The 26,527-nt window shown below is 68.2% G+C and carries 23 protein-coding genes and 1 tRNA gene; 15 read left to right on the top strand and 9 right to left on the bottom strand.

The features are described 5' to 3' along the window. Nucleotides 1-18: 18 nt before the first annotated feature. The 5 genes from HD557_RS23320 (at nt 19) to HD557_RS23300 (ending at nt 5,123) form a co-directional block, all read left to right on the top strand. A tRNA-Ala gene (locus HD557_RS23320) sits at nt 19-91 on the top strand. Between the two features lie 210 nt (nt 92-301). Next, nucleotides 302-1,126 carry a trypsin-like serine protease gene (locus HD557_RS23315; protein ID WP_008362667.1) on the top strand — a complete coding sequence of 275 codons (825 nt, stop codon included), beginning with the start codon at nt 302-304 and terminating at the stop codon, nt 1,124-1,126. Between the two features lie 319 nt (nt 1,127-1,445). Next, on the top strand, nt 1,446-2,945 hold the full coding sequence (locus HD557_RS23310) for a sulfatase-like hydrolase/transferase (RefSeq protein WP_196875640.1): 1,500 nt from the start codon (nt 1,446-1,448) through the stop codon (nt 2,943-2,945). A gap of 104 nt (nt 2,946-3,049) precedes the next feature. Beyond that, nucleotides 3,050-3,688 (top strand): hypothetical protein, encoded by a 639-nt coding sequence (locus tag HD557_RS23305; RefSeq protein WP_307785692.1) that lies wholly within the window; start codon nt 3,050-3,052, stop codon nt 3,686-3,688. 214 nt (nt 3,689-3,902) lie between these two features. Continuing rightward, on the top strand, nt 3,903-5,123 hold the full coding sequence (locus tag HD557_RS23300; protein ID WP_231380423.1) for a lytic transglycosylase domain-containing protein: 1,221 nt from the start codon (nt 3,903-3,905) through the stop codon (nt 5,121-5,123). Nucleotides 5,124-5,159: 36 nt separating this feature from the next. Here HD557_RS23300 and HD557_RS23295 read toward each other — a convergent pair whose 3' ends face one another. From HD557_RS23295 to HD557_RS23280, 4 genes are all read right to left on the bottom strand, one after another. Continuing rightward, nucleotides 5,160-6,467 carry a hypothetical protein gene (locus HD557_RS23295; RefSeq protein ID WP_231380422.1) on the bottom strand — a complete coding sequence of 436 codons (1,308 nt, stop codon included), beginning with the start codon at nt 6,465-6,467 and terminating at the stop codon, nt 5,160-5,162. Nucleotides 6,468-6,489: 22 nt separating this feature from the next. Beyond that, nucleotides 6,490-6,957, bottom strand: coding sequence for a hypothetical protein (locus tag HD557_RS23290; RefSeq protein ID WP_196875638.1), 468 nt, complete (start codon nt 6,955-6,957; stop codon nt 6,490-6,492). 25 nt (nt 6,958-6,982) lie between these two features. After that, a complete protein-coding gene (locus HD557_RS23285; RefSeq protein ID WP_196875637.1) occupies nt 6,983-8,212 on the bottom strand; it encodes a copper resistance CopC family protein in 1,230 nt (409 codons plus the stop codon). A gap of 219 nt (nt 8,213-8,431) precedes the next feature. Further along, nucleotides 8,432-10,735 (bottom strand): YncE family protein, encoded by a 2,304-nt coding sequence (locus HD557_RS23280; RefSeq protein WP_196875636.1) that lies wholly within the window; start codon nt 10,733-10,735, stop codon nt 8,432-8,434. A gap of 573 nt (nt 10,736-11,308) precedes the next feature. On the opposite strand from HD557_RS23280, the gene HD557_RS23275 reads away from it, so the two are divergent. Beyond that, nucleotides 11,309-12,697 carry a PepSY-associated TM helix domain-containing protein gene (locus tag HD557_RS23275; RefSeq protein ID WP_196875635.1) on the top strand — a complete coding sequence of 463 codons (1,389 nt, stop codon included), beginning with the start codon at nt 11,309-11,311 and terminating at the stop codon, nt 12,695-12,697. An 83-nt stretch (nt 12,698-12,780) separates the two neighbouring features. Here HD557_RS23275 and HD557_RS23270 read toward each other — a convergent pair whose 3' ends face one another. From HD557_RS23270 to HD557_RS23255, 4 genes are all read right to left on the bottom strand, one after another. After that, nucleotides 12,781-13,788 (bottom strand): copper resistance D family protein, encoded by a 1,008-nt coding sequence (locus HD557_RS23270; protein WP_196875634.1) that lies wholly within the window; start codon nt 13,786-13,788, stop codon nt 12,781-12,783. After that, nucleotides 13,785-14,333, bottom strand: a complete 549-nt coding sequence (locus HD557_RS23265; protein ID WP_008362650.1) for a copper resistance CopC family protein — start codon at nt 14,331-14,333, stop codon at nt 13,785-13,787. Before HD557_RS23265 ends, HD557_RS23270 begins: the two co-directional genes overlap by 4 nt. A gap of 579 nt (nt 14,334-14,912) precedes the next feature. Next, nucleotides 14,913-15,308, bottom strand: a complete 396-nt coding sequence (gene sodN, locus HD557_RS23260; RefSeq protein ID WP_008362648.1) for a superoxide dismutase, Ni — start codon at nt 15,306-15,308, stop codon at nt 14,913-14,915. Nucleotides 15,309-15,355: 47 nt separating this feature from the next. After that, a complete protein-coding gene (locus tag HD557_RS23255) occupies nt 15,356-15,886 on the bottom strand; it encodes a flavin reductase family protein (RefSeq protein WP_196875633.1) in 531 nt (176 codons plus the stop codon). Nucleotides 15,887-16,193: 307 nt separating this feature from the next. On the opposite strand from HD557_RS23255, the gene HD557_RS23250 reads away from it, so the two are divergent. The 7 genes from HD557_RS23250 (at nt 16,194) to HD557_RS23220 (ending at nt 24,644) form a co-directional block, all read left to right on the top strand. Continuing rightward, nucleotides 16,194-17,207 carry a TerC/Alx family metal homeostasis membrane protein gene (locus HD557_RS23250; protein ID WP_196875632.1) on the top strand — a complete coding sequence of 338 codons (1,014 nt, stop codon included), beginning with the start codon at nt 16,194-16,196 and terminating at the stop codon, nt 17,205-17,207. 16 nt (nt 17,208-17,223) lie between these two features. Beyond that, on the top strand, nt 17,224-18,414 hold the full coding sequence (locus HD557_RS23245; protein ID WP_196875631.1) for a sensor histidine kinase: 1,191 nt from the start codon (nt 17,224-17,226) through the stop codon (nt 18,412-18,414). After that, nucleotides 18,411-19,088: a response regulator transcription factor gene (locus HD557_RS23240; RefSeq protein ID WP_196875630.1), complete on the top strand. Its 678-nt coding sequence runs from the start codon at nt 18,411-18,413 to the stop codon at nt 19,086-19,088. Before HD557_RS23245 ends, HD557_RS23240 begins: the two co-directional genes overlap by 4 nt. A gap of 75 nt (nt 19,089-19,163) precedes the next feature. Further along, the gene (locus HD557_RS23235; RefSeq protein ID WP_196875629.1) at nt 19,164-19,820 is read left to right on the top strand and encodes a DUF2867 domain-containing protein; all 657 of its coding nucleotides are present in this window, start codon (nt 19,164-19,166) and stop codon (nt 19,818-19,820) included. Further along, nucleotides 19,817-20,860, top strand: a complete 1,044-nt coding sequence (locus HD557_RS23230; RefSeq protein WP_196875628.1) for a hypothetical protein — start codon at nt 19,817-19,819, stop codon at nt 20,858-20,860. The genes HD557_RS23235 and HD557_RS23230 overlap by 4 nt, the downstream gene beginning before the upstream one ends. A gap of 39 nt (nt 20,861-20,899) precedes the next feature. Further along, the gene (locus HD557_RS23225; protein ID WP_196875627.1) at nt 20,900-22,507 is read left to right on the top strand and encodes a serine/threonine protein kinase; all 1,608 of its coding nucleotides are present in this window, start codon (nt 20,900-20,902) and stop codon (nt 22,505-22,507) included. 82 nt (nt 22,508-22,589) lie between these two features. Next, nucleotides 22,590-24,644 (top strand): protein kinase domain-containing protein, encoded by a 2,055-nt coding sequence (locus HD557_RS23220; protein WP_196875626.1) that lies wholly within the window; start codon nt 22,590-22,592, stop codon nt 24,642-24,644. 31 nt (nt 24,645-24,675) lie between these two features. On the opposite strand, the gene HD557_RS23215 is transcribed toward HD557_RS23220, so the two are convergent. Next, entirely contained in the window at nt 24,676-25,497 is an 822-nt protein-coding gene (locus HD557_RS23215; RefSeq protein ID WP_196875625.1) for a metal-dependent hydrolase, read from the bottom strand. A 189-nt stretch (nt 25,498-25,686) separates the two neighbouring features. Here HD557_RS23215 and HD557_RS23210 point away from each other — a divergent pair, with 189 nt between their 5' ends. After that, on the top strand, nt 25,687-25,989 hold the full coding sequence (locus HD557_RS23210) for a hypothetical protein (protein ID WP_008362630.1): 303 nt from the start codon (nt 25,687-25,689) through the stop codon (nt 25,987-25,989). A gap of 57 nt (nt 25,990-26,046) precedes the next feature. Next, the gene (locus tag HD557_RS23205) at nt 26,047-26,511 is read left to right on the top strand and encodes a glutathione peroxidase (RefSeq protein WP_196875624.1); all 465 of its coding nucleotides are present in this window, start codon (nt 26,047-26,049) and stop codon (nt 26,509-26,511) included. The last annotated feature ends 16 nt before the right edge of the window (nt 26,512-26,527 follow it).

Raw genomic sequence — 26,527 nt, 5'->3', positions numbered from 1 at the left:
TAACGTTTCTCATCGCTTGGGGCTGTGGCGCAGTTGGTAGCGCGTCTCGTTCGCAATGAGAAGGCCAGGGGTTCGAATCCCCTCAGCTCCACAAGTAGAAACCCGGTTCTGACCAGCCACAACACGGCGGTGAGAGCCGGGTTTCTTGCTTGTCATCCGCCTGTCTCCTCGTGTCGTGCCCCCCTGGTTCCCCCCGGTCCTCACATCGCCCCCAAATGGGGCATGACGCCAAAGAGCAGCGCCGGGCATGCTGCAAGAGTCTCGGAGCCGCAACGACACACCGCGACGGGCGGAGGGAATCATGGGGGCATGGCTTCGGCGCACACTGGCGGCCTCGGCGGCGGCGAGCGTGGTGGTGCTCGCGGTGGTGTCACCGGCGACGGCCATCGTGTACGGGGCGCCTGACCAAGGTCGGCACCCGGCCGTGGGCAGCCTCCTCTACGACTTCGACGGGGACGGTGCGCTGGACCAGGCGTGCACGGGGACCCTGATCTCGCCGACCGTGTTCCTGACCGTCTCGCACTGCACCGCCTTCCTCGATGAGCAGGGCGTCGGCGAGGGCGAGGCCGCGGTGACCTTCGACGACGAGGTCGGACCGGGCATGACCCTGCATTTCGGAACCGCGCACACTCACCCCGACTACGGCTACTCCGGGGCCGGCGGCTTCGCCGAGCCGTACGACATCGCTGTGATCGTGTTCGACGAGCCCATCGGTATCCAGCCCGCCCAGCTCCCCGAAGCCGGCCGCCTGGATGACCTCAACGCCGCCCACCAGCTGAGGAGCACCGAGTTCACAACCGTCGGCTACGGGGCGGTCCGCGAAACCCGCAAGGGAGGGCCCGCCGGGATCCTGGACAACACCGAGCGACGATTCGCCGTCCAGACCCCGGCATGGCTGACCAGTACCCGGCTGACCCTGTCGGTCAACCAGGCCACCGGCGACGGCGGCACCTGTTACGGCGACTCCGGAGGGCCGCACTTCCTGGGTGCCGGAGCCACCGAGACCAACGTCGTCGTGTCCATCACGGCCACCGGCGACACCGTCTGCAAGGCCACCGACGTGACCTATCGCGTGGACACCCCAGCCGCCCGCGACTTCCTCGCCGGGTTCGTGAACCTGCCCTGAGGTCGTCGCTGTGCGGTCGTCGCGAGCGCTTCGCTCGGCCATGTCCGTCAGAGGTCAAGAGGGGCGAGGCCGGCTGATGGACACGTGGTTAACAGTGCCCTGAATCCTCTGCGAAAAATGCCTCCGGAGGCTAAGTTCGGCCTTGCTCGCCGGCTCGGGATCGGAGAAGCGTTCCAGCTGTCCGATTCTTGCCAGGAGTCTCGTTGAATCTCCCATGCCGTCGCATGGTCGCTGTCTGTCTTCTGAAGCGGGTCGGACGTTGAGTTCTGAAGCAAGTCTGGGTGGCATTCTTCGGCGCGGACGGCTTGCGATCGCGACGGTGGCGGTGGCGAGCACGGTCGGGGTGTTGTGCGGTCCGACGTCGACGGCGGAGGCGGCCGCGCTGCCGGGTCGGCTGGAGTCGGGGCGGCCGAGCGTGCTGATGATCAACGTCGACGATCTGGCGGCGACCGACATCAAGTACATGCCGAACGTGCAGAGGCTGCTGGTGCAGCAGGGGACGACGTTCACCGATGGGGTGGCGCCGACGCCGTTGTGCGTGCCGGCGCGGGCGAGTCTGCTGACCGGGAAGTACGCGCACAACCACAAGAACTGGTCGATCACAGGGACCAACGGCGGCTACGCGGGCTTCACAGGGCGTCGGAACACGCTTCCGGTGTGGATGGACAAGGCCGGCTATCGGACGATGTTCCTGGGGAAGTACCTCAACAACTACGGCAAGGGCTCGGAGCGCTACTCCAGCGGTGAGCCGGGGTGGGATGACTGGCAGGCGACGGTCGATCCCTCGACCTACAACCTGCTGAGTCCGACGTTCAACAGCAACGGGACGCTCCAGTCGCCGGCGATCTACAGCTCGGTCGCCCTGCAGAACCGCAGCATCAGGATGATCAAGCACGCCGGCACCAACGTGGGCGGCAGGAAGCCGTGGTTCCTGTGGGTCAACTACGTCGCGCCGCATGCGGGCGGACCGGTCGAGGCCAGCGACCCGAAGAAGCGCTACCCCGACCAGCCGTCGCTGTGGCTGGAGAACACCCGGCCGATGGGTGCGGACAAGGGACGCTTCAGCGGCCTCGAGCTGCCGAAGACACCCGACATGTTCTACGCCGGGCCGGGCCAGGTGACGGCCGGGAAGCCCTACACGACGGCCCAGAAGCGGGTCATGCGCTACGTCTACCAGCAGCGCATCGAAGCGGCGCAGTCGGTCGACCGGGCGGTCGCCCGCACGATCGCTCACCTGAAGGACAGCGGGCAGTACTGGCGTACCGTCATCATCTTCTCCGGCGACAACGGCTACACCACCGGCCATCACAACCGTCAGGGCAAGCTGTGGGAGTTCTCGCAGTCGATGCGGATCCCACTGATCATGGTCGGACCGGGGATCCCGAAGAACATCAAGGTCGGTTCCGCGGTCGGCAACCCTGACATCGCGACCACGGTCGCCGCGCTCGGGCGGGCGACGCCGGGGCGGACCCAGGACGGCGTCGACATCACCCGGGTGCTCGCGTCGAGCGTGAAGGCCGGCAGGACGCTCTACCGCCCGATCCCGATCGCCGCCTGGCCGACCCAGGGCGGAACGACCAGCAAGTACCGCGGCATCCGCTACGGGCGCTACACCTACATCACCCTCACCGCGACCGGCGTGCCCGTCCTCTACGACCGCGCCGTCGATCCGTACGAGACGCGCAACCTGGCCCGCGACCCGAGGTACACCCAGGTCGTCGCCCAGCTGAGGGCGCTCGATGCGAAGTACCGTGCCTGCTCGGGAAGCACCTGCCCCAAGACGTACGCAGCCACCATGGCCACTCCCAGTCCGAGCTGACCCGGGCCGGCGAGAACCTCCGGGCAGGGTGAACCGCCCAACGGACCCTCAGGCAGGGAACAAGGGCCCTCGCCGCCGCGCGTCGGGAGGGGCAGCGTGGAGGTGTGGAGCCCGAACCGCGCATCGACCTCTACTGGCTGCCGTTGGGCGCCGGGGACAACACGCACTGCGTACGCGTCAACGGCCGGGCCTACGAAACGCTGGTCGCGCTCATCGAGCGACGTGACCGGTGCGACCTCTACCACTCGGCGCTGGACGTCTCGCTGGGAGGAGCGCGCTACGTGATCGAGATGGCGCCGGTGTGGAGCGTCGGCGCCGGCCAGGGTGCGGTGTCCGAGGGGTCCGTCGGCCTGCGCGTCCTGGGGCGTTCCCGCGCCTTCCGCTACGAGGTCCGCTGCTGGCGCGACGGAGTCATCCCGGACGTCTCCGCCGCCGTCGGTGGTCCGGTCCCGGTGGCGACCGACTTGGGGCGTACGACGCGGCTCCTCGAGCTCGTACCGTCGTTTCCCACAGCCACCTGGGGTCGGGACGAGCTGGGCGCCGGAGAGATGTGGAACTCCAACTCGCTGATCTCCTGGCTGCTCGCCGCGAGCGGGCACGACACCGTGAGCATCAGGCCGCCGGACGGCGGTCGCGCTCCCGGCTGGATGGCCGGACTGGTCCTAGCTGCCCGCGAAGGCGGTCACGGGGCCGGTGTGCTCGGCGATGGCCGGGAGCGGGGCGATCGTGATGTGAGGTTGTGAGACCTAGGCGTCCCGCATGTTTACGCCGACGTGGTCTGGAGGTGCGATCGGCCTCGCCAGTATTGACGGTCAAGAGGTCCGGTGTCCCCCGTTGCCCAGCTCGTATCAGAGCCGCGACGGATGCGGCCCCCGCTTGGTAGGACCCGTCTGTCTCCGGTCGCAAAGGCGCGATCCTTCGCCCCAGCGTCATCACTGTGGACCCTGCGGAGGTGCCATGCTTGCCACGGATAGTGCCGAGATGCCGACGTCGAGCACGAAGCGGCGCGTTGCCGCCCACGTCCATCTGGCCGCCCTGTCATTCGTATGGAGCGCGCACCTGATGGGTCCATACGCGTTCGCTGGCGCAAGCGGGCTGGGCGCCACGCCTTCCAGCCGTATCTCGGTGCCGGTGGAGGCGCCGCAGGCACCGGCGAGCTACTCCCTACCCGAGGTCGTCGGGGCCGGAGTGCCACAACGGCGTGTCGTGCAGGCTGCGTCGGCCGCTTCGGCAAGTGGAATCCCGAGAGCTGCACTTGCCGCGTACCAGCGCGCTGAGACCGTCATCAACGCTGCCGACGAGACGTGCAACATCGACTGGCAGCTGCTCGGGGCTGTGGGTCACGTGGAGTCGGACCACGGCCGCTTCGGCGGCAGCACCCTGGGCCCTGACGGTGTCTCCCGTCCAGGCGTCTACGGCATCCCGCTTGACGGTACGAATGACACCCAGGCGATCGAAGACACCGACGCCGGGCAGTACGACCGGGACAAGGTCTGGGATCGTGCTGTCGGTCCGATGCAGTTCGTCCCTGCCACGTGGTCGGCCGTCGGGGTGGACGCCGATGGCGACGGGCAGAGGAACCCACAGAACATCAATGACGCCGCGCTGGCAGCAGCGGTGTACCTGTGCTCAGGGCCCTTTGATCTCGGTAGCGAGGCCGGCCGCCGCGAAGCGCTCCTCCGCTACAACCGGTCGCGGTCCTACGCCGACCAGGTGCTGCGGACTCGAGTGGCGTACCTGAAGGGTGACTACGCCGCCGTTCCCGACCACATCGGGCCGGCGACCGCCATGTCCGGCTCCTATCGGCGGGTTGACGCTGCTGCGAACGGCGAGAATGGGGCACCGAACACAGGGCGGTTCCCGGGGGCTGACAACGGCGCGACGGATCGCCCGGCCTCCGCTCCGGACCGGGATCGCGGTGGTCAGGCAAGCACGGAAGACGAGCCTGAGACCAGACCCGAGTCACCTGCTCCGGAGCCGTCTTCGCCGCCCGAGCAGGGCCAGGACGAGGACGAGGGGACTCTCGAGAAGGTCACCGAGCCACTTCCAGCCCCTGTCAGCGAACCTGTCGATCAAGTCGTGACGTTGACCCAGGCGATCACGCTGTGCACGGTGAACGGCGTGGGTCGGCTCGACCTGGTGGCCTGGAACCGGTGCGTCGACGACCTGATCCGCTGAGCTGGTGGACAGGGTCGAAGATGTCGGCTGACCGTGTCAGGCTCCGAACAGCAGGTAGAGGCCCATGTAGGTGTAGAGCACCATCGCGATGAGTAGCGGAAACTGACCTGCGACATGGTGACGGCGGGGGAGGAACTCCAAGGCACGGTCGTGAGCTGCGATGACGCCCAAGACGTGCCCGGTCACGATGGCGACGATCTTGGTCGTGGCCAGGAAGGTCGGATGCTGGGAGAACCAGTAGTTGACCTCCCAGTCGCCGGTCCCGAACAGATTCGCCCCGGTTCTGATGGGATCGCTGATCTGGATCAGAGTCTGTGAGCCGACCTGTACGAAGAAGCTCAGGTAGTGCGCCACCATGTAGCCGACGACGATCGGAACAACAGAGTGAGCCAGCCGACGTGGGATCTGCCAGCGAGCGACCTTCCCATCCGCCCCTGTTGCCATCGACGCCGCCATGAAGACGACTCCGACGACGGTGACCGCCGTCAGCAGACCGGCTGTTCCCAGCACGGTCTGATCGATGCCGCTGGACTGCACGAACCGGATCCAGGTCACGCTCTCGCGCCAGCTGTCGTATGCGGTGCTTGCGAGGAGGACGGCGACCGTGGCCACCAGTCCAGCTTCGCCAGGCACGCGGGCGATGTGCCGCAGTGGACTGATCCAGACGAGGTCACCTTCGTCGTTGCGTGCCCAGGGTGAGAGGTGGGCCAGAAGGGTGGAGTAGACCTCGAACGGGTCGGCCCGCTCGAGCCATCGTTCGCCGAAGATCGCGCCGCCGATCAACATCGCAGCGAGGTAGCACGCGAACCACGCGCGAACCGAGCCCAGGTACGTCGCTTGGGGTGAGACCAGCTCGAGCCAGACGAAGGCGAACAGACCGATCGCTGCGGGCCAGTACCCCAGGTGGGCCGGATATCGGCGCTGGCCCTCGCCAGGTGGTCGCCCGGCGACCTTCGCGAGGATCGAGTGGAGGGTACGGGCCGGGCTGACAGCGCGGTAGAAGCGGCCGAACAGCAGCGAAGCCGGGACGATGCCGACCCAGAGCCAGACGTAGACCACGCCGAAGGTGGGGTTGCTCAGCAGGTCCGGCCCGAACAGCGCGGGCCAGAGCATGAAGCAGAAGAACGTCATCCCGAGTGTGCGGATGCTCATGGTCCAGCCGCGGCTGTCGAGGAGACCTGCCAGACCCACGTGGACAGTTCGCTCGCCGCCTGCCGTCGCGAACCGAGGCGTACGCCACGCCAGGAGCAGGACGACGAATGACAGCGCGAGGGCGGCGGTGCCGCCGGCGATCGCGAAGGGGGCAGGAATGGGCAGGTCGGCGCCCCCGCCCAAGCCATGCATGGGCAGGATCATGGGGAACAAGTCAGTGCACCTCGATGAGGGCGACGACTGCGCTGGTGTCGTGGTCCTCGACCTCGACGGTGCCAGGGGTGCTCACGACGATCTCGCTGTTCGTGGTCCCCTCGGCGAACTCGATGAGCTGCTCGGAGGCGGAGTGGACGTGCAGCTCGCCGGCTCGGTCGGAGTCGATCTCCACGAGAAGCTTCTCTCCGGTGCCGAGATGGATCTCCTCCGCATTGGGCGACACCTCGTCGCCGTCGATCGTGACCGTGAGAGTCGGACCGAGATCGGTTGACGCGGTCGTGGGGCTGACCGGAGCTGCTGGCGATGTGGTAACCGAAGGGGTCACGGAGGACGTCGCATCGGTCGACTCGGCCGATGGGGCGGTGTCCTCGTCGGCGCTTCCGCACGCGGCGAGCGTGAGGACGAGCGTGAACGTCGCGGCGATGGTGATGCTGGATCGCCCGAGAGGGCGGTGGTACGTAGGCATGGGTACCTCTCGTGTGAGCCGCGTCTTAACCGGGGAGGGCCGAACCGGGCAGCGCCGCGAGCACCACGACGGTGGCCGAGGCCGACACCGCGGCCACCTCCTGCAGCCGCCGGCGAGCGGGTTTGTCCCGCCGGCCGCGGCTCTTCACGGGGTCGGATCTGCGGCGCCGCTCCCGGATCAGAAGTGCCACCCCCGTGCCGAAGATCACCACCGCCAGCGCGCCGTAGGCGATCAGCCGCCAGCCACCGGTCGCGGTCGCCGCGAGCAGCAGCACCGCACCGCCCACCGGCATGATCTGGGCGAGCAGCCGCTTGGCGGGCGCCGCCTGTCCACCGGCTCGACGCAGGATCGTCCACTGCATCACCGCGACGCCGACGACGACCGCAGCCGCAAGTAGGAGAGCGGTGCCCGCAGCCACGGTGAGCGGCCCCGGTCCCGCCGGTGCGTGCGGGCGGGCGAAGACCCAGGTGGCCGCCAACGCCGAGGCGGCCCCGAGCACCGTGGCGGCAGACGTCCAGCGCTCGACCGGGGTCCGGGCGGGCGCGCTTCGCAGGAGCTGCCAGAAGCCGAGTGTGATCGGCACCAGGATGAGCAGCCGGGCCATGAGCGCTGCCCCGATGTCCGACTTGAACGTCCCGGCGAGGAGTGCCGGATCGAACGCGTCCCCGAGCGAGGTCCGGGCGGCGTAACCGCCGAACGAGAGCAGGGACACGAGCGTCGCCAGCACCAAGGTCGCCCATGTGTACCCGAGAAGACGGCGCGATCCCGGGCGACGGATGCCCTCGGGCCAGACGACCCCGAGCACGAACACGGTGCCGACGCCGAGCACCAGGGCGGCTGTCGCGAGGGCTCCCGCGACTGTGTAGACCGTGACGACGACCGGGTCACGGTCGACGACGAGCCCGGGGACAGCGGTGAGCCTCGCCGCGGAGAACACCGAGAATGTCGACGACCCGACCATCGGTTCGAGGGCGCTGGACGGCACCGACCAGACGACCGAGTAGATCCCCTCGTAGCGGGTCTTCGGCATCGGCACGGCAACCGTGTCGTCGGCATCTGGCGGGTTGTACGGCCGGGTCGACACGATGCGCTCGCCTGCGGGATCCGTCATCTGGACCGTCGCGAGCTCCGCGGGGACCGGCCGGTCGAACGTGATCCGGACCTCGTCGGGGGACCTCACCGTCTCGCCGTCCTTCGGGCTCAGCGCGACCAGCACCGGGTCACCGGTTGGCGACGGCAGCACCGTGAGCAACACGCCCCAGCAGACTGCAACCAACACGACCAGGCCGATCACGCGCCGACGGAACCCGGGGTGCGATGGGGTCGTGACAGCCTGTGGGCGAATCTTCTGCGCCGTCATCGGCGGACCTCCTGCATGAGTCGGAATCTGGGGAAAGTGCCGGCGCCCGGCAGAGACGATCCGGGGCTGGGCTGCGCTGCCCAGCCCCGGACCGTCGGTGGTGTCAGATGGTGATCAGCAGGCCGACTCGTCGATCGGGTTGATCTGCTCGCAGGTCAGACCCTTTCGCCAGGCCGCCGGGATCTCCTGTGACCAGCCGTTGTAGACCAGCGGGAGGGCCAGGACGCCCTGTCCACCCACACCGGGGTGGGCGACGAGCTCGTCGTCCATCTTGGTGTCCGACGTCGGTCCCAGCGGCAGCTGGCCGGCGATGGCGGCATCCGAGATGTCGCCATCGTTGTTCGGGTCGACGTCGATGACCTGCATGGCGTTGGAGAACTTGTTGGAGACGTAGGCGTAGTAGCCGCCACCCTGCTTGGCGCCGAAGTTGGCGCCGTGGCAACCGGCGTTGCACGGCAGATCCTTGATCAACTTGTGCGTCTTCGGGTCGATCACGTTGACCGTCTGGGACAGGGTGTTCACCGCCAGCAGCGCCTTACCGTCCGGGCTCACCGGGAGCTGGATGGTCAGTCCGCCCCACGACTTGCCCTTCTCAGGGCCGGACTGCGGGTCGTAGTTCTGCCACAGGTCGATCGTGGAGTTCTTCGCCACACCGCCGTCGGGGGTCGCACACGCGTCCTCCTTCAGCGACACACACGACACGCTCATGCCCAGGAAGTTGGACAGGTACGCCTTCTTCGAGTCCGGCGTCATCGACGTTGCGATCGGGAACGCCCCGACGGGCTCGTGCCTGACGGTGCCCGAGTCCAAGTCGGCGATGACGGCCTCCTCGGTCATCGTGTTCGGCGCGACGACCGTCTTGCCGTCATGGCTGGTCCAGTGCGCGTGCGGGTGCGGGGTCATGCCGCTCTCCGGGTCGGCGTGGATGCGCTTGACGACCTTCGTGGCGCCTGGTGCCGCCTCGACGATGTCCGTCCCGGCGTTGATGCCGATCGTGAGGTTGTCGTTGCCCGGACGGGTCATGACGTGTGCCGGGTTGGGCCCGACCTCGAGGCTCCGCACGAACTTGCCGGTCTCCCGGTCGAACACGTCGGTCTCGTTGTCGAACCACTCGTTCCCGTACACGTACTTGTAGTTCTTGTCCGACCACATGTTGTGGACGTTGTTCATGTTGATCTCGGGGGCCGCGATCTTCCGATCGATCGTCCAGTTCTCCACGTCGATCTTCGTGATGGAGCCGTGCTTCTCCTTCCCTGCGTAGTCCTCCATCTGCGTGGCCATCCAGACCTCACCCACGCCAGGGGTGGTCGGCTTCTTCAGCGCAGGCAGCTTCCTCGGGTACTCGAACTTCTGGTCGTAGTACGCGTCCAGGTTCGGGATCAGCACCGGCTTGCCGTCCGCGTCGTACTGCAGGATCGGGGCGGGCGGCTGGACCGGGTTCCAGGACACCTCCTTGGTGCTGCTGAACTGCTGCCAGTTGTTCGGGTTGGTGATGGTGAAGAAGGCGTTCACCAGCCGCTGGATGATGTCGGCGTTCGACGGAACGGCCTCAGGCTTGCCGTTGACCACCAGCTTCTCGCCGAAGTCGAGACCCAAGGTGAGCGGGTCGTCGACCACGACCGCGCCGAGCATGTACGGCGCGACCGAGTCGGTGAAGGCGTACAGCCCCGGCTCGGTGAGCTGGATCGTCTTCTCGCCGAAGAAGGCGCCCTTGGCATCCATGTACGGGAACTCGTCCGCCCCCTCCGGGGCGATCAGCCCGATCGGGTTGCGGATCCCCTGCGACTTGGCCGGGTCCACGTTGAAGGTGACGGTGACCGGAGGCCCCTCGACCGCGAACTCCTGGAGGGAGTCCAGGACACCCGCCAGGTCGACGCCGACCGGCAGCGAGGTCAGGTCGACCGGCTCGTCCGCCGGCATGTCGGCGACGGTCGTCTCGAGCTCGCCGATCAGCTTCTCGGCCTCGGCGGCCTTGGAAGCCGCCTCCGGCGAGGACTTCGCGATGCCCTTCACGGTGGCCAGGGTCGTGTCGAGGGCCAGCGGGTCGGTCGGGGCACCCGCCCCGCCGGCAGCACCGAGCCCACCGAGGAGGTTCTCCACCAACGACCCGTCAGCCGGCAGCACCGGGCCACCGACGGAGGGCAGGCCGCCAGAAGGTACGGCGACCCGGGGGAGGACGCCGACCGCGAGGGACTTGCTGCCGAAGAGGTTGAGCCCGGCGTCGAACCATCCTCCGTTCTCGTCGGTCAGGTCGAAGGTGATGGGGAGCGGGCCCACCCCGACCGGCTGCTGGCCCACCGCCGGCATCGTGGTCAGGCTCGCTGCTGTGATCGCCGAGGCCGCCGCCACGGCGACTGCACCGAGCCGTCGCCGTCGCTTCTTGAGCCCCAAGAAGCCTTGGGGAGCTAATTCAGACATAGAACGCATCTCCTTTTCGCGCATTGATGTGAGCTCCAAGGTGAAGATTTTGGGATTCCGAGGAGTGTGATCCACTAAATCCTGCGCGCATTAAGGCCCCAGAACCCTGGGCGAAATCTCATCGTTAATGGGACCTCACAGCCTCACGAGCGGCATTAAAAACCGGGATGTGATGAGGTAAAAACCAGGCGCGATGTTCTCGATAATACCCCGGGTGGTTTCACCTCGATAATACCCCGGGGTGTTTATTCCGGGACCTCTAATGCGCGCCGCGGGTGGCCGCCTGAAAAGGAAGAATTGGGCGCCCTCGTCCTCTTTTTACTGCCGCGTTACATCACAGCGACGAAGCAGACATACCTGGTCGGCCTACTGACTATCTGAGCCTGAATAGCGCTTCTGTGAAGCCTTGAAACATCCAAAACAAACCTCTGAAACATCCGCAACCAGTTGGGTATTCGAGGTGAAAAGTAAAGAAGGAGGGGTCATGTCTGGTTTTACCTACGATTACCAGGACGGCGCTGGAGGGAAGATCCGAGTGGTCGTCGCCGGCGCTGCATGCAAGCGGGTGCTGGCATGACCACGATCCCCACCGAACCCTCACAGCCCCGGACTGGTCCCGGCACGCCCGACCGAAAGCGCTCCAGCGCCCTGCTGTGGTTGCTCGCGCGACGCGTGCACTTCATGGCGGGCCTTCTGGTCGCGCCGTTCCTTGCGGTGTTGGCGTTGACCGGCATGGCCTACGCCTTCAGCCCCCAGATCAACGATGTGCTGTACGGCGACAAACTGTATGTCGAGGCGCAGACCGGAAGCCCCCGACCTTTGTCGGAGCAGGTCGCGGCGGCCCTCGCCGTCCATCCTGACGCACATGTCACGTCAGTCATTCCGGCGGAGAACCCTGACCGAACCACCGAGGTCGTGCTCGGGGGCATCGAAGGCCTGAAACAGACCGGGAGCGACTTCTCCTCGGAGTCGCTGACCGTGTACGTCGATCCGTACACCGGTGGCGTCAACGGGGAGCTGGTCACCGTGGACAACCGCCCACCCGCGCAGGTGTGGCTGCGCGAGTTCCACGGCAACCTGCACCTGGGTGACCCAGGTCGGCTCTATTCCGAGTTCGTTGCCAGCTGGCTGCCCCTGATCGTGCTCGGTGGCCTGGTGTTGTGGCTCAGTAAGCGCGCCCGTGGCCGATCCCTGCGGGCCTTGCTGGTTCCGTCCTTCACGGCCAAGGGACGTGGACGCAATCGGTCCTGGCACGGGGTCCTGGGTCTCTGGCTGGCGGTCGGGCTGCTCGGCATCAGCATCACCGGCCTGACCTGGTCGAACTATGCGGGGGGACGCGTCGACGCCGCGATCACAGCCCTGAACGGTAAGACACCTTGGCTTTCCATGCCGGAGGTGACGCCCGCGGACAGGGCTGAGCCGATCAGTTTCGACCGTGCCGTCGAGGTGGCCAGGTCCGAAGGTCTGCAGGGTGAACTCACTCTCGTCCCACCGCACGCTGCCGAAGAGCCCTTCACCGTCAAGGAGTCGTCCGATGGGCTGCCGATCCGCAAGACCTCCGTCGTCATCGATCCCTACACGGAGCAGGTCACTGCCCGCCAGGGCTGGGAGGACTACCCGTTGATGGCCAAGCTCACCAGCATCGGTATCGCCGCCCACAGCGGCACTCTGTTTGGTCTGGCCAACCAGCTCGCGCTCGCCCTGCTGGCCTTGGGGTCGCTCGTGCTCCTGGGGCTGGGATACCGGATGTGGTGGCAGCGCAGGCCGACTCGGTCCGGGCGTTCCGCCCCGGCGCCGGTGTGGCCCAACCTGTCGGTGCCGATGCTGGTCGTGGTGCTTCTCATGGCGGGTGCCCTTGGCTGGGCGATGCCGGTCTTCGGTGTCACCCTCGTCGCCTTCGTCGTCCTCGACGGAACCGTGAATGCACTGCGGCGGCGCCGTGCCCGTGTGACCGTTCTCTGAGGCCTCAGAGAAGCAGAGGCGCCGCCGAAGCGGTTGGAGCCTCGGCAACGCGTCAACCTGCCTTGACCAGAGGCCGTTACGTGTCAGAGGGGACGGCCGAGCGCCGTGGCCAGCGAGACCGCGACCGCCATCACGGCCAGCTCGAGCCCGGCCCACGCGGTGAGTGGCGTGGGCTGCTGGCGCGCCACGCGGTCGACGACGGCAGAACGGATGTACGCCCCCGAGCAGCCCAGTAGCACCATGCAGGCGAGCTTGCCCATGACCAGCCAGCCGGCACCGGTCTGTGTCAATGCGTCGACCACGTCTCCGAGGGGCGGCGTCACGTCGCCGGTCAGCCGGGTCGCGGCCAACAACAGGCCGCTGACCCCCACCAGCGCGAAACTCGCCTCGGCGACCCGCGAGAACCGGGGAAGGACGACAGCCAGCGCCTGGCGGTCGGCGCCGATGATCAGGGAGGTGATCGCCAGTCCGCCCACCCAGAGTGCCGCTCCGGTCACGTGGAGGGCGCTCGCCGTCATCAGCAGCAATGGTGGTTCACCCTGCGAAGGGTGCCCGCTCATCGACACGGCCGTCAGGCCCGACAGCGCGATCAGAAAGCCCACGTCCGGCGGCAGTGACGGCCGCCGCAAGCGGGCAACCGAATAGGCGGTCAACGCTCCCGCCGACCCGGCGCTGATCAGCAGTGCGAGACCCAGGCTGACGTTTCCGCCGTAGCCGAGCACGCCGCCGACCGGCAGCCGAAGCTGGCGGAGCGAGATCTCCGCCGCGTTGAACCAGAGACCCAGCAGCGCCGCGACCGTCCAGACTGCTGCGGTCCACACCGCCGCCGTTGACGTACGTCGGGCCAGGGCAGGAGCACGGTCGCGACCAGCCTCACCGAGAAGCACCAGCACCAGCACGGAGCCCACGGCGCCGATCGCGCACACGTTCGCGATCCAACGGAGCAGCGGGATTCCGGTGCGCACCACCACCGACGGCTCGGGAATGCCGACGACCGGGTGGGGCAGCGTGACCAGTATCCCGAAGGCAAGCACGACGAGGCTCGCGCCGACAAGCGCCGATACCTGCAGGAGCCAGGCACGGTCGTTCATATCGCATCCGTTCGGCGTACGGTCCGGCGGCCGACAGCCCCGACGCACACCGCGATCGCGGACAGCAGCGCGATCCACAGCCACGCGGGCATCGCTGCCAGACCACGCGGCTGATCCACGTTGAACGCCGTCATCGCTGCGGCGGCGGACGCGGCGGACGCTGTGGAAGCGGTGTACGCGGCGGACGCCGACCGCCGGATGTCGATCGGCACCGACCCTGTGATCGGGTGACCGTCCGCTCCGAGCACCCGGTAGTGGATCTGGTAGCGGCCTGGGGGCCCCACCTCACTCATCGAGGCGGTCAGGGTGTTCCCGTTGATGCGAGCACGACCGCACGCCCAGTGGCTGCTCTTTGGGCCGGTCACCACTACGCCGTTTGCGCCGGGGAACGCTTGGACCGGCTGGTCGAAAGTGAGCACTACCTCCGACGGGCCGGCGGCGAGCACGGCGCCGGCCTGCGGAAGGCTCTCGACCAAGTGGGCGTGCGCGGACGCTGGGGCCGCTGTGAATAGTGTGGGAGTCAGGAACGAGAGCGCGAAGATCATCGCTGCGAACGTCGTCGCGAGTCGCCGCGATCCGCGTGTGGAAGAATTCGACATTGCTTTCACCTGAGCGAGTCTCGAGTCATCGAACTAGGGGGTCCTGGCTCAGTCGACACCGGGCCCGCGCATGAGAGCGCAGCACCACGTGTCGTGCGCCATCTATGGCCTCAGTGCCCGGTGGCGAAGGACGAATGGGATCGGGATGGTGAATGCCCATTCTGTGTTCGCGAACGCGCACGGCAATGTGTATGTCGTTAGCGCCGAAAATCTGGCACTTATAGTTGAACTCAGACCGGTTCCGGAGCAGTTACGCATGCGCATGCCCCCTGTAACAACGAAAAGTGCTGAGTGAAGTGTTCTTAACGCTGGTGTTCAGCGATTCGGGGTGGCTGCAACACCCTGGTAACACCTGGCTGTTGTTCAGCCTTTAACTGTTGGTGTGAGTACGTAATGGGGACAGGGCGCTGGTCACGCTGGTGACGGAACTGTCGTACGCCTATCGCCTCGAGCGCGTCGAGAAATCGACGAAGCCAGGCCCCGGCTGGCTGCCGGAACCTGGCTTCTCGTGTCGGACTTCGTTCCTCAGGCCTTCTTGGTCGCCCAGAAGATCTCGGCGATCTCGTCGATCTTGGCGAGGAGCTTGTCGGCGGTCTCGAGGTCGAGGGTGCCCTTGGTGCCGGAGGCGCCGGCGAGCTTGGTGGCCTCGTTGACGAGGGTGTGGAGCTGGGGGTAGGCCTCGAAGTGCGGGGGCTTGAAGTAGTCGGTCCACAGCACCCACAGGTGCTCCTTGACCAGGTTGGAGCGCTGTTCCTTGATGATGATGGCGCGGGTGCGGAAGTCGGGGTCGTCGCTGTCCAGGGCCTTCTGGATGACCGCCTTGACGGACTCGGCCTCGATGCGGGCCTGGGCAGGGTCGTAGACGCCGCAGGGCAGGTCGCAGTGGGCCGAGACCTCGATGGTGGGAGCGAACAGACGCATGGTGGATCCTCTCGATGATGTGGTGAAGAGACCGTCGAGCCCGACGGTCAGGAAGCCTTCTCGGGCAGGATGCGGTCGAGCGGTACGGTGCTGGCGGACGGGCCGAGCGACCAGTAGTGCCGGTCGTGGTGGAGGAGCGGTTCGGCGGTCTCGTCGAGACTGACCGCGTCGATCTCGAGCAGCACCAGCCAGGCCTCACCGGCGGGGACGACGCGCACCACCTGCCCGTAGAAGCTCGCTGCGGCATCGTCCAGGACCGGTGGCTCGCCGTGCTGGAGCGTCCAGCCCTGCGCCACGGTGAACCGCGGTGCGGTGCGGTCGGCGAAGGCCGCAGCCACGTCGGCCTGGGAATCGGTCAGGACGTGCACCGCGAGACGGTCGCTCCCGGTGAGTGCGGGCCCGGACCGGCCGGACCGCGAGACCGAGAACGACAGCATCGGCGGGTTCGCGCTCACTGAGGCCACGCTCGAGACCGTGGCCCCGACGGGCCCGGTGTCGGTCGAGGTGGCGACGACGGCCACGCCGGTGGGGTATCGACGGAAGCCGGCCTTGAACTGGTCGGTGAGTGTGTCGCTCACACCCCCTCCTCTCTCTTTCGCAGCGACGCTAAAACATCAAGTCCAGTTGAGGTCCAGTGATCCATGGTGTGATCGAGGCCTCATCTGCCTTTCCGCGCCTGAGATCATGGGACCAGCCGGAGGTGTTACTTGTTAGTTTAGCTAAGCACTTGTTATACAACTCCGGTTGGGATGGCGCAGTCCGCCGATTCCAGCGCCGTCGCCGATGCCGTCGACGGGCTGCGGCCGCTACGACTTCGAAGCTTGGACGTCGGTCGCCTAACCTTCCCAAAGAAACGCTCTGCCTCACGATCTAAGGAGTCCCTTCGTGGACGTCTCCCCGCTCATCTGGTGGTTGACCATCGGCATCGCCAGTGCCGTGCTGCTCTTCGACGTACTCGTCATCGGCCGGCGGCCGCACGAGCCCTCGCGTCGCGAGCTGATCATCGCGCTGAGCGTCTACATCGGCCTGGCCGTGCTGTTCGGCATCGGTGTCTTCGCGTTCTCCGGTCCGAAGTACGGCACCGAGTTCTTCGCGGGCTGGCTGACCGAGTACTCGCTCTCGGTCGACAACCTGTTCATCTTCATCATCATCATGTCCAAGTTCGCGGTGCCGAGGCAGTTCCAGCAGAAGGCGCTGCTGATCGGCATCATCCTGGCGCTGGTCTTCCGCGGCATCTTCATCGCCGTGGGCGCGGCCGCGATCGAGAACTTCAGCTGGGTCTTCTACCTCTTCGGTGCGTTCCTGATCTACACCGCGGTCAAGCTGGCCCTGGAGGGCGGCGAGGACGAGGACGAGTACGAAGAGCCGGCCGTGGTGAAGTTCCTCGAGCGCCACATCCCGCTGACCTCGCAGTGGGGCGAGAGCGCGAAGATGTTCATCCGGGAGAACGGCAAGCGGGTCGCGACCCCGATGTTCGTGGTCATCTGCGCCCTGGGCACCACCGACCTGCTGTTCGCCCTCGACTCGATCCCGGCGATCTACGGTCTGACCAACGAGGCCTACCTGGTCCTGACCGCCAACATCTTCGCGCTGATGGGTCTGCGCCAGCTCTACTTCCTCATCGGCGGCCTGCTCGAGCGCCTGGTCTACCTGTCCTACGGCCTGGCGATCCTGCTCGGGTTCATCGGTCTCAAGCTCGTCTTCCACGCGCTGCACGAGAACGAGCTGCCCTTCATCAACGGTGGCCACCACGTCGAGTGGGCCCCGGAGGTCTCCATCGAGGTCTCGCTCAGCGTCATCGTCGGCATCCTGGCGATCACCACCATCCTGAGCCTGCTCAAGTCGCGCAGCATGACCGAGAAGGAGCGCGACGAAGCCACCGGCCCGCGCAGCATGTAAGCCCTACGCTGAGGTCATGACTTCAGTCCCTGCCCCAGGTCCCCGTTGGCTCGGTGACCTGGGGCAGGTCGCATTGGCGGGGGCGCTCGCACTGGTGCTGCTGCCGGTCGGCTGGACGTCGGTGCTCGAGGGTGAGATCGCCAGAGGCTGGGAGATCGCGCTCGTCGCCGCGCTGGTGGTTCTCCACACCGCCGTGGCCACCGCCCGTCGCTGGCCGCTGGTCTCCTTCGCGGCCGGGTCGGTGGCCGAGCTCGTGATGGTCGCGGCCCCGGACCTGAGCGGGCCCACGGCCGAGGCGGCGGGAAGCGACTACGGGCCGGTGCTCCTGCCCAGCAGCCTGTGCTTCTTCGTGCTGCTCTACGCGGTGAGCGCGCGCGACCGGAGGCCGTGGCCAGGGATCGCGCTCGGCATCGGGTTGGTCGGCTGCCTGGTGACCGTCGTACGTCTGTCGGGGTTCGAGGGCACCGGGCTGCAGGGGTGGACGTGGTGGCTGATGGTGGCCACCGCGACGCTTGGTGCGACGGTGGCGGCTTGGGCGCTCGGCCGGTTCCGGGCGACCCGGGCCGCCTGGATCGACCAGCTCGCCGACCGTGCGGCCGCCGAGGAGCGCCAGCGCATCGCGCGGGAGATGCACGACGTGGTGGCGCACTCGCTGGCGGTCGTGGTGAGCCACGCCGAGGCCGGCCGGATGGTCGTCGGACAGCAGCCGGAGCGGGCCTCCGGGATCCTCGACACCATCGCGACCACCGGTCGGGAGGCCCTCGCGGAGATGCGCGGGCTGCTCGGTGTGCTCGGTGGCGAGTCATCTCGACAAGCTCGATACATCGCCTCGACAGAGCCGCAGCCGGGGCTGGCCGACGTCGATGACCTCGTCGGCCGGATGCGCGAGGCCGGTCTGAGGGTCCACCTCGAGGCGGACGACCCGGGGCCGGTCGCTCCTGCCGTCGGTCTGACCGCCTATCGCGTCGTACAGGAGGCGCTCACCAACGTCTCCCGCCATGCGGGTCCCGGAGCCGTCGCGACCGTGTCGGTGACCCGCACCGGGCGCCAGCTGCGGGTCGAGGTCAGCGACGACGGCGCGGGCATCCAGAGTCCGCCCGGCCGAGGGCTGAGCGGGATGCGCGAGCGGGTGGCCGCGGTGGGCGGCACGCTCGAGGCCGGGCCGAGCGGCGAGGGGTGGCGGGTCCGCGCCATGATGCCGCTGTGACGGAACCAGAGACCCCTATTCGGGTCGCGATCGTGGACGACCAGGAGCTGATGCGCTCGGCCCTCCGGATGATGGTGGAGAGCCAGCCCGACCTCGAGCTCGCCGGTGAGGCGGCCGACGGGCACGAGGCGCTCGCGCTGGTGCGTACGAAGCGGGTCGACGTCGTCCTCATGGACCTGCGGATGCCGCGCCTCGACGGGATCCAGGCCACGGCAGCGATCACCGGCGAGCAGCCGGCGACGCGCGTGATCGCGCTGACCACGTTCGACCTCGACGACTACGCGTTCCCGTCGATCCGCGCCGGTGCCAGCGGGTTCCTGCTCAAGGACGCCCGGGCCGAGGAGATCGTCGAGGCGATCCGGACCGTTCACGCAGGTCACGCGGTGGTCGCACCGTCGACGACGCGCCGGCTGCTGGAGCACGTGGCGACCGCTCCGGCTCCGGACAACGGGCGGGCCGCCGACATCCGGGCGACGCTCACGCCCCGCGAGCTCGACATGCTGCTCGAGCTCGCCACCGGCGACAGCAACGCCGAGATCGCCCGTCGCGTCCATCTCTCCGAGGCGACGGTGAAGACGCATGTCGGCCATGTGCTCGCCAAGCTCGGCCTGCGCGACCGGGTGCAGGCGGTCGTGCTGGCGTACGAGACCGGGTTGGTCGGACCCCGGAGCTGAGCCTCATCCTGGAGGATGAGAGGCCCGCGACCTGAGGGCGACGAACCGCGGCCGCGCGCGCACGAGTGTGGAGACATGACCACACACGCACCCGTCGGGCCCGCCCCGATCAGAACCAGACCGCTTCCGACCGGCGCCTACTCCGGGCAGTCATGGCGGATCCACCAGATCACCGAGGACTTCGAGCTCGAGGACGTCTGGGCCCTGCCCGTCCACGGCGGCGCCGACGACTTTCCCCGCTTCGTCGAGTCGATGATGAGCGGCGAGGAGCGTGACTTCCCGGCGGCGTACCGCTTCCTCTTCGCGGTCCGCTGGGCGCTCGGCCGGATGCTCGGCACCGAGCAGGACGAGCACGGCCTCGGGCGCCGCGTCGCCTCGCTGGTCGACCGGCTCCCGGCCGACCTCCGGGACCATCCCGGACCCGAGCGCGACGCGAGCCCGTTCCACGCGCTCTACCTGACGGACCGGGAGTACGCCGCGGAGATCGCCAACCGCACGATGCACGGTGTCCTGCACCTCGGCTGGGTCGAGGACGAGACCGCGCCCGACGGCTACAGCGCGCAGCTGAGCGTGCTGGTGCGGCCGAACGGGCTGTTCGGGGAGGCCTACATGGCCCTCATCAAGCCGTTCCGCTACCTCGTCGTCTACCCAGCGCTGCTGCGCACGGTCGGCCGTCGCTGGGAGAACGCTCAGGGGGTGGCCCGATGCGATGTATCGAGCTTGTCGAGATGACGACCACGATGCAACGTACGCAGCCCCGATCGTCCGTTCGCCGCGCGGCGCCCTGGGTGGCCGGTGCCTGGGCGCTCGCCTACGGCGCGCTGTCCGGGCTCGCGCTCGTGGGCCGGACGTCCGACCCGTGGGCGCCCGAGCCCGCCTCGCCGCTCGGCGGGCTCAGCGGCACCCAGATGTCCTGGGTGGTCACCGTCGCCGCGCTCCTGGTGCTGGCCGCCGGGGTCGCGGGAGCCGTCGGCCGGGAGCGTCCTACGCAGCGGCGGGCCGGCTGGCTGCTGGTCGGGGTGGGGCTCGTGGTGGCGCTGGTCGTCTCCGACGTCCGCGCGCTGTCCTTCCTGGGCTATCTGCCGCAGACGCTGCTCGCCCTGGTCGGCGTCGGTCCGGCCGCCGGCCACCTGAACTGGGCGATCTTCCTCGACTCGGGCACGGCGCTCGCGCACGCGGTCGGCGGGATCGCGAGCGTGGTCACCGGCATCGGTCTGCTCGAACGGGCCGCACCGGAGGGCCGGATCGACTGGGGTCGCTGGGCGCGCTGGGGTCGCCCGGCCGTCACGGTCGCGGTCGTCGTACCCCTTCTCTACGCCGTCACCCGGATCGCCTGGGCGGTGGGCGTGCCGCTCGGGATCAGGCAGGAGATGCTCGACGAGCTCGGCTCGGGGAGATGGGCCGGCCTCGGGCTAGCGCTCTTCGCGGTCGTCGGGGCGGTGCTGACCTGGGGTCTGGTCGCCCGCTGGGGCGAGGTCTTCTGGGCCTGGGTGCCCCGGTTCGGCGGCCGTCCGGTGCCGGTGGCGATGGCGCTGGTGCCCGGGATCCTGGTCGCCGCCGCGGTCACCTCCGCCGGGCTGTCCTTCTGGCGGATGGTGGTCGCCGGCGACCTCTGGGCCGTCCCCGGCGCCACCTCGGACTGGGCTGCATGGGCCCCCGAGATGCTCTGGCCGGTGTGGGGCGTGGCGCTCGCCGTCGCCTGCCTGGCGTACCTGGGGCGACGCGCCGGGCAAGTGGAACTCTTGGCCACGCCCAGGAAAACTCTCGGCTGATCCCGGGCTGGAACGGCGCTCAACAGGGACCATGTACCCATGCGTATCCGTCCCCCACGCGCCGGTCGCCAGCATTTGAACCATCTGACCGGACAGGGCGGACCCGCTCTGAACGGTCAGAGCCTTGCCGACCGGCTTGCCCAGGCGAACCGCTTCTCTCCTGATGAGGCCTCCGCCGTCGTCGCGCAGGTGGCGCGCATCCTCGACTCGGGTCACGCCGTCGGGCAGGTGCACGGCGACGTCCGGCCGGCCACCATCGGGTACGCACCTGGCGGCCGGGTCGCCCTGATCGGTGCGGTCCCGCCGCGCGGCGGTGAGGCCCTGCCCTACATGTCGCCCGAACAGATCGACCGCCGACGGATCACTCCCGCCAGCGACGTCTACTCGCTCGGCGCGGTGTTCTTCGAGCTGCTCGCCGGCCGTCCGCCGTACGCCGGCATCGAGCCCGAGCGGGTCGGCACGCTGGTGACCGTGCCCGGCCACCTGGACGGCATCACGACCGCGATGCTCGCCGAGGACCCGACCAAGCGCCCTCGGGCCGAGGAGGTCGCGGCGGTGCTCGAGAGCGGGGTCGCTGCCCCACCGAAGCGGATCGTGCGCCCGGCCGGCATCACCGGCCCACGCCTCTCGCCCACGCTTCTGGGTGTGCTGATGCTTCTGGTCCTGCCCGGGCTGGTCTTCGGCGGCTGGGGCACCCTCCGGGCTGGCGACACGACGTCGACCGTCGGGAGTGCGAGGCCGCTGGCCAACATCTTGCCGACCAGCTTCCAGCTCGCCTTCGACCTCTCGATCGAGCGCGACGCGCTGCGGACCGACGCGGCGCTGACCGAGGACTTCCTGCAGGTCACCGACAGGTCCATCGAGGCCTGGGCCACCGAGATCAAGGACCTGGACACCGCCGAAGACCCGGGGCTGCGGCGGCGTACGGAGAGGACGGCGGCCGCCATCGAGCGGCTCTCGGATATCCGCACGGCCGCCCGGGCGGGCGACCGGTCCGGGAAGCTGGCGGCCGTCGAGATGTACACCAACGCGGTCAACGGGCTCTTCGACCTCGCCGCCGAGCTGCCCTCGTTCCAGGACGACTCGCTGGCCAGGCAGGCGCGCAACCTCGAGCTGATCGGGTCCGTCTCGGAGGTGCTCGGACTCGAGCGGAGGATCATGGCGAACGCGCTGCGGAACGAGCGGATCAGCGACCACGGCATCGCCGATCTCAGCGCGGCACAGGACTCCTGGGCGACCCACTCGGCGTCGATCCACGCCCGAGCTGATCCGGCGATGCGGCAGGCGCTCGACAGGATCTCGGGTCAGTCGTTCGAGTTCGGGTCCTACGCGGTCTCGTCCCAGCGTGCCGTCATCCGGGTGCTCAACGCTCGTGACGTCGAGGACGTGATCCGGCAGCTCGGGGACGGCGCCGACGGCAGGCCCGTCGACCAGATCTGGCTGGCCGATGCGGCCAGCTACGTCCAGGACCTCAAGAAGGTGGTCGTGGACTCCGCCCGACAGCTCGCCGAGGACGTCGACCGCGAGCATCGGGAGGCGAAGAACCAGACGATCGGCTGGGGGATCTTCAGCGGCATCCTGCTGGCGCTGTTCGCCGGGCTCGGCATCGCTCTGCTGCGAGCACGAAAGCGAACGGTTGATGCGTAAACCGGCGACTTCAGCGAAGATCGGCGGAATTCATCGGTGCGTACACGAGACGCACGGGGTGTGAGTCCGACACCATATGCGCATGCGAACGCGCCCCCCGATCGCAGGCCGCTACCGCCTGCACCGACTGCTTGGCCGCGGCGGGATGGGCGAGGTCTGGCAGGCCGCCGACATCAGGCTCGAACGCTGGGTCGCCGTGAAGGTCGTGGAGACCTCGGCCGACCCGAAGGTGACCGAGCGGTTCCGGCGTGAGGCGCTCTCGACGACGGCGGCGAGCCACCCCGGGACGGTGCAGGTGCACGACGTCGGGGTCGAGCAGACCGAGTACGGCAGCATCGTCTACCTCGTCATGGAGCTGCTTCCCGGCCCGACGCTCGCCGACCGGCTCGAGAAGCAGGGGCGGTTCACCATGGAGGAGACCGGCGAGGTGATCGTCCAGGTGGCGCGCACCCTCGGCGCGGTCCACGCCTCCGGGATCATCCACCGCGACATCAAGCCGTCCAACCTCGTCTACGACGGCGACGGCCGGATCCGGGTGCTCGACTTCGGCATCGCCCAGCTGGCCAACCATCAGGCCGAGCGGCTCACCTCGACCCGCCACGTGATGGGCAGCCTGCCCTACATCTCTCCGGAGCAGGCCGCCGACACCGTGGTCGGCCCGCCGAGCGACATCTACGCGCTCGGCTGCGTCGCGTTCGAGCTGCTCACCGGGCGGGCACCCTACGCCGGCTCAGAGCCCGTCTCGATGATCTACCAGCACGTGACCGCTCCGGTTCCGCACGTCAACGACGTCGTCACCGTGCCGGCCCACGTCGACGAGTTCGTGGCGTCGATGATGGACAAGGACCCCTCCCGCCGGCCCACCGCCGGCGAGGTCGTCGCCTTCGCGCGTAGACCCGGCGTCGTGCCCGCGATCGCGGCGGGCAGCCGGGAGCTGTCCGCCCCGCCCAAGCCCGCGGCGATCATGGCCCCCAAGGCGTCCTCGTCCTCCTCCTCGCCGTCGCTGGCCTCGCCGGTGACGGCGATCGCCGGTGTGGTGGAGTCGGGGCAACGTACGCCTCGGTCCCATGCCGCCCCGAAGCCGTGGTTTCTGCGCACCCGGGTGCTCGGCGCGCTCCTGGTCCCGGTCGTGATCGCCCTCGTCCTGGGCGGGCTGACCTTCGCCGACGCGTTCGAGGAGCGGGCCGTCTCCAGCCGGGCGATGACGATCGCGGGTGCTCTCCCGGAGAGCTACGAGCTCGGGATGGACCTCATCTTCGAGCGGGACGCGCTGGGCTCCGACCAGGTCCCGGACGCGGTCCGGCAGGCCTACCGCCAGGTGACCGACGACTCGATCGAGGCCTGGCACGCCGACATCACCAAGATCGACCTCGCCGACACCCCGAGCCTGCGGGAGCGGGTCGAGCGCACCTACACCGTCCTCAAGGGCATCGACGCCTATCGCAAGGACCTCGAGGAGGGCGACAAGGCGAGCACGGACGCGGCGATCGCCGCCTACACCGACACCGCCTACGAGCTGCTCGACTTCGCGACCGAGATGCCCAACATCCGCAACGAGAAGATCTACAAGCAGGTCACCAACCTCAAGTACGTCAGGTCGGCGGCCGAGTCGCTGGGGATCGAGCGCGCGATCATGGTGCCCGCGCTGATGACCGGGCGGATCGACGAGGAGTCGATGGAGGCGATGAGCGAGGCGCGTACGTCCTGGCAGCTCAACTCGCGCTCCTTCTACGCCGATGCCCCGAAGGCGACCCAGAAGGCACTCGACAAGATCTCCGACGGCACCTTCGCGGACGGCTCCCGGGGCGTGGTGTCGCAGAACGCCGTCGTCCAGGTCATCAACGACGGGTCGCTCGAGGGTGTCGTCCCCGACCTGGAGACCCACGGCGTGGGCAGGCCGGCCGCGCAGGTCTGGGCCGAGGACATGACCCGCTTCATCCAGCTCCTCAAGGACACCATCGTGGCGATGACGCTGATCGTGTCCGACGATGTCGGCGAGGAGCACCGGGGCATCCAGACGAAGGTCGTCCTGAGCGGGATCCTCGCCGTCGTCGCCCTCCTCGCCGGGCTCGCGCTGCTGGCCGGGATGTTCGTCGTGCGCCCGCTCCGCGGGCGGCGGCGGTACGTCGAGGCCTGATCCTCGACGTACCGGTCGGCGGGGCCGTCGGTCAGACGAGGGTGCTGAGGTTCGAGACCAGGACGTCCCAGCGGCTCTCCACGTCGAAGCCCATCTGGCTCAGCAGCGCCCAGCCGAAGCCGACGATCGCGTAGAGGCTGATCGGCGTCATCACGACCCACTCCCGGATGGAGCCGGCGTCGCCGAGGATCGGGAGGGCGAAGTTGCCGCCCCGGGTCCACATGTTGTCGAAGGGCAGCCACTTGTTGCGGCGGACCCACCTGGGTGGCTTGGGCGCGATCGGCCAGAACAGCGGGATCCCCATCGTGGTCACGAAGTCGCCGAGGAGATGGACGACGCAGCCCAGCGCGACCGAGAACGGCATCCACCACCACTCCTCGGGCGCGAAGATCGCGATCACCGTCGCCAGCGTCACCGCGGAGACCCAGGGCCAGACGAACCCTCTGCGGGTGAGCTTCAGCGCGTTCATCGCGAAGGCGACCAGCAGGACGCACATGATGCCCGGGCCGATCAGGATGCTGCCGAAGCGCTCGGTCTGGAGGGAGAGCGTGCCTGCGCCCCAGGCGAGGCCGGTGAAGGCGAGCACGCCGAGGATCGAGTGGGTGCCGTTGCGGTGGCCGCCGGAGACCTGTCCGACGATCCTCGTCACGCCGTCGGAGACCGGTGGCAGCGAGTTGGCGATCGTGCCGTTGTGGTGGTCCGCGTCCGGAAGGAGCGCGGCGCCGGCGCACACCAGGGTGCCGGTCATCACGCCCACGTCCGATACGCCCGGGTACCACCCGAACGCGATCGGTGCCGACGATGTCACTGCGATCCACGCGGCAGCCCCGGAGGCCGCGTGATGCCCGCCCATCATGTGAAGTTGTGTCCCTCTCCAGTGTTCCCCCGCCGTATGACCGCGGATGAACGTACCGGTCGTCGGCGTCTTCCGCGTGCGTTGGGGTGGTGTGTCTCGTGGCGAGATTCGAATCACTGTTCGAGGGGTGATCCGAGGCGTGAAAGGGGTGCGGGCGGGGCGGCAACCTGAATATGATGCGCGGTCATGACGACTCCCGGCACCCAGGGCCAGGCCCGCCGTGCGCCGTGGACGTTCGAGACCAGCCGGTGCGCGGCCACGGTGACCCCCGAGGCGATCGAGTTCCGGTTCATGGTCGCCGCGCCCGACGGATCGCTGAGCGAGATGCTGCTCTCGGTCGGGCGTCACGACATGCCGACGCTGCTCGAGGAGATCGCCTTCGAGATGCCCGAGGCGCTCGAGTGGATGTCGGCCGCGATCATGACGGTCGCGCGCGACCGCCGCCTGGCCGAGGAGGCCTCGTCGGTCCCGCATCAGCGCGGGGCATAACCTCGGGGCGAGCAAGGTTGTCCCCCTGCACCGCAACTCGATCGAGGAGAGAGACCTGTGACCACCACGTACGACTTCGAAGTGACCGCCGCTGATGGCAGCACCGTCTCGCTCGGTGACTACAAGGGCAAGCTGCTGCTGATCGTCAACGTAGCCAGCAAGTGCGGTCTGACGCCGCAGTACGAGGGTCTCGAGGCGCTCTATCGCGCCACCAGCGACTCCGGCGTCGAGGTCATCGGGTTCCCGTGCAACCAGTTCATGGGTCAGGAGCCCGGCACCGACGACGAGATCCAGGAGTTCTGCAAGACGACCTACGACGTGACGTTCCCGGTCCTCTCCAAGATCGATGTCAACGGGGAGAACTCTGCTCCGCTCTACGAGTTCCTTCGTGCCGAGGCGCCGGGCGACATCCAGTGGAACTTCACCAAGTTCCTCATCGGTCGCGAGGGCGAGGTCGTCAAGCGCTACGAGCCGCAGGTGACGCCTGAAGAGATCCAGGCGGACCTCGTCCAGTATCTCTGAGGCGATGCCGGACGGC

The sequence above is a fragment of the Nocardioides luteus genome (assembly GCF_015752315.1).
Taxonomy (GTDB): domain Bacteria; phylum Actinomycetota; class Actinomycetes; order Propionibacteriales; family Nocardioidaceae; genus Nocardioides.
Note: the sequence above shows the minus strand (reverse complement) of the source record. Positions and strands in the feature narration are given on the sequence as shown.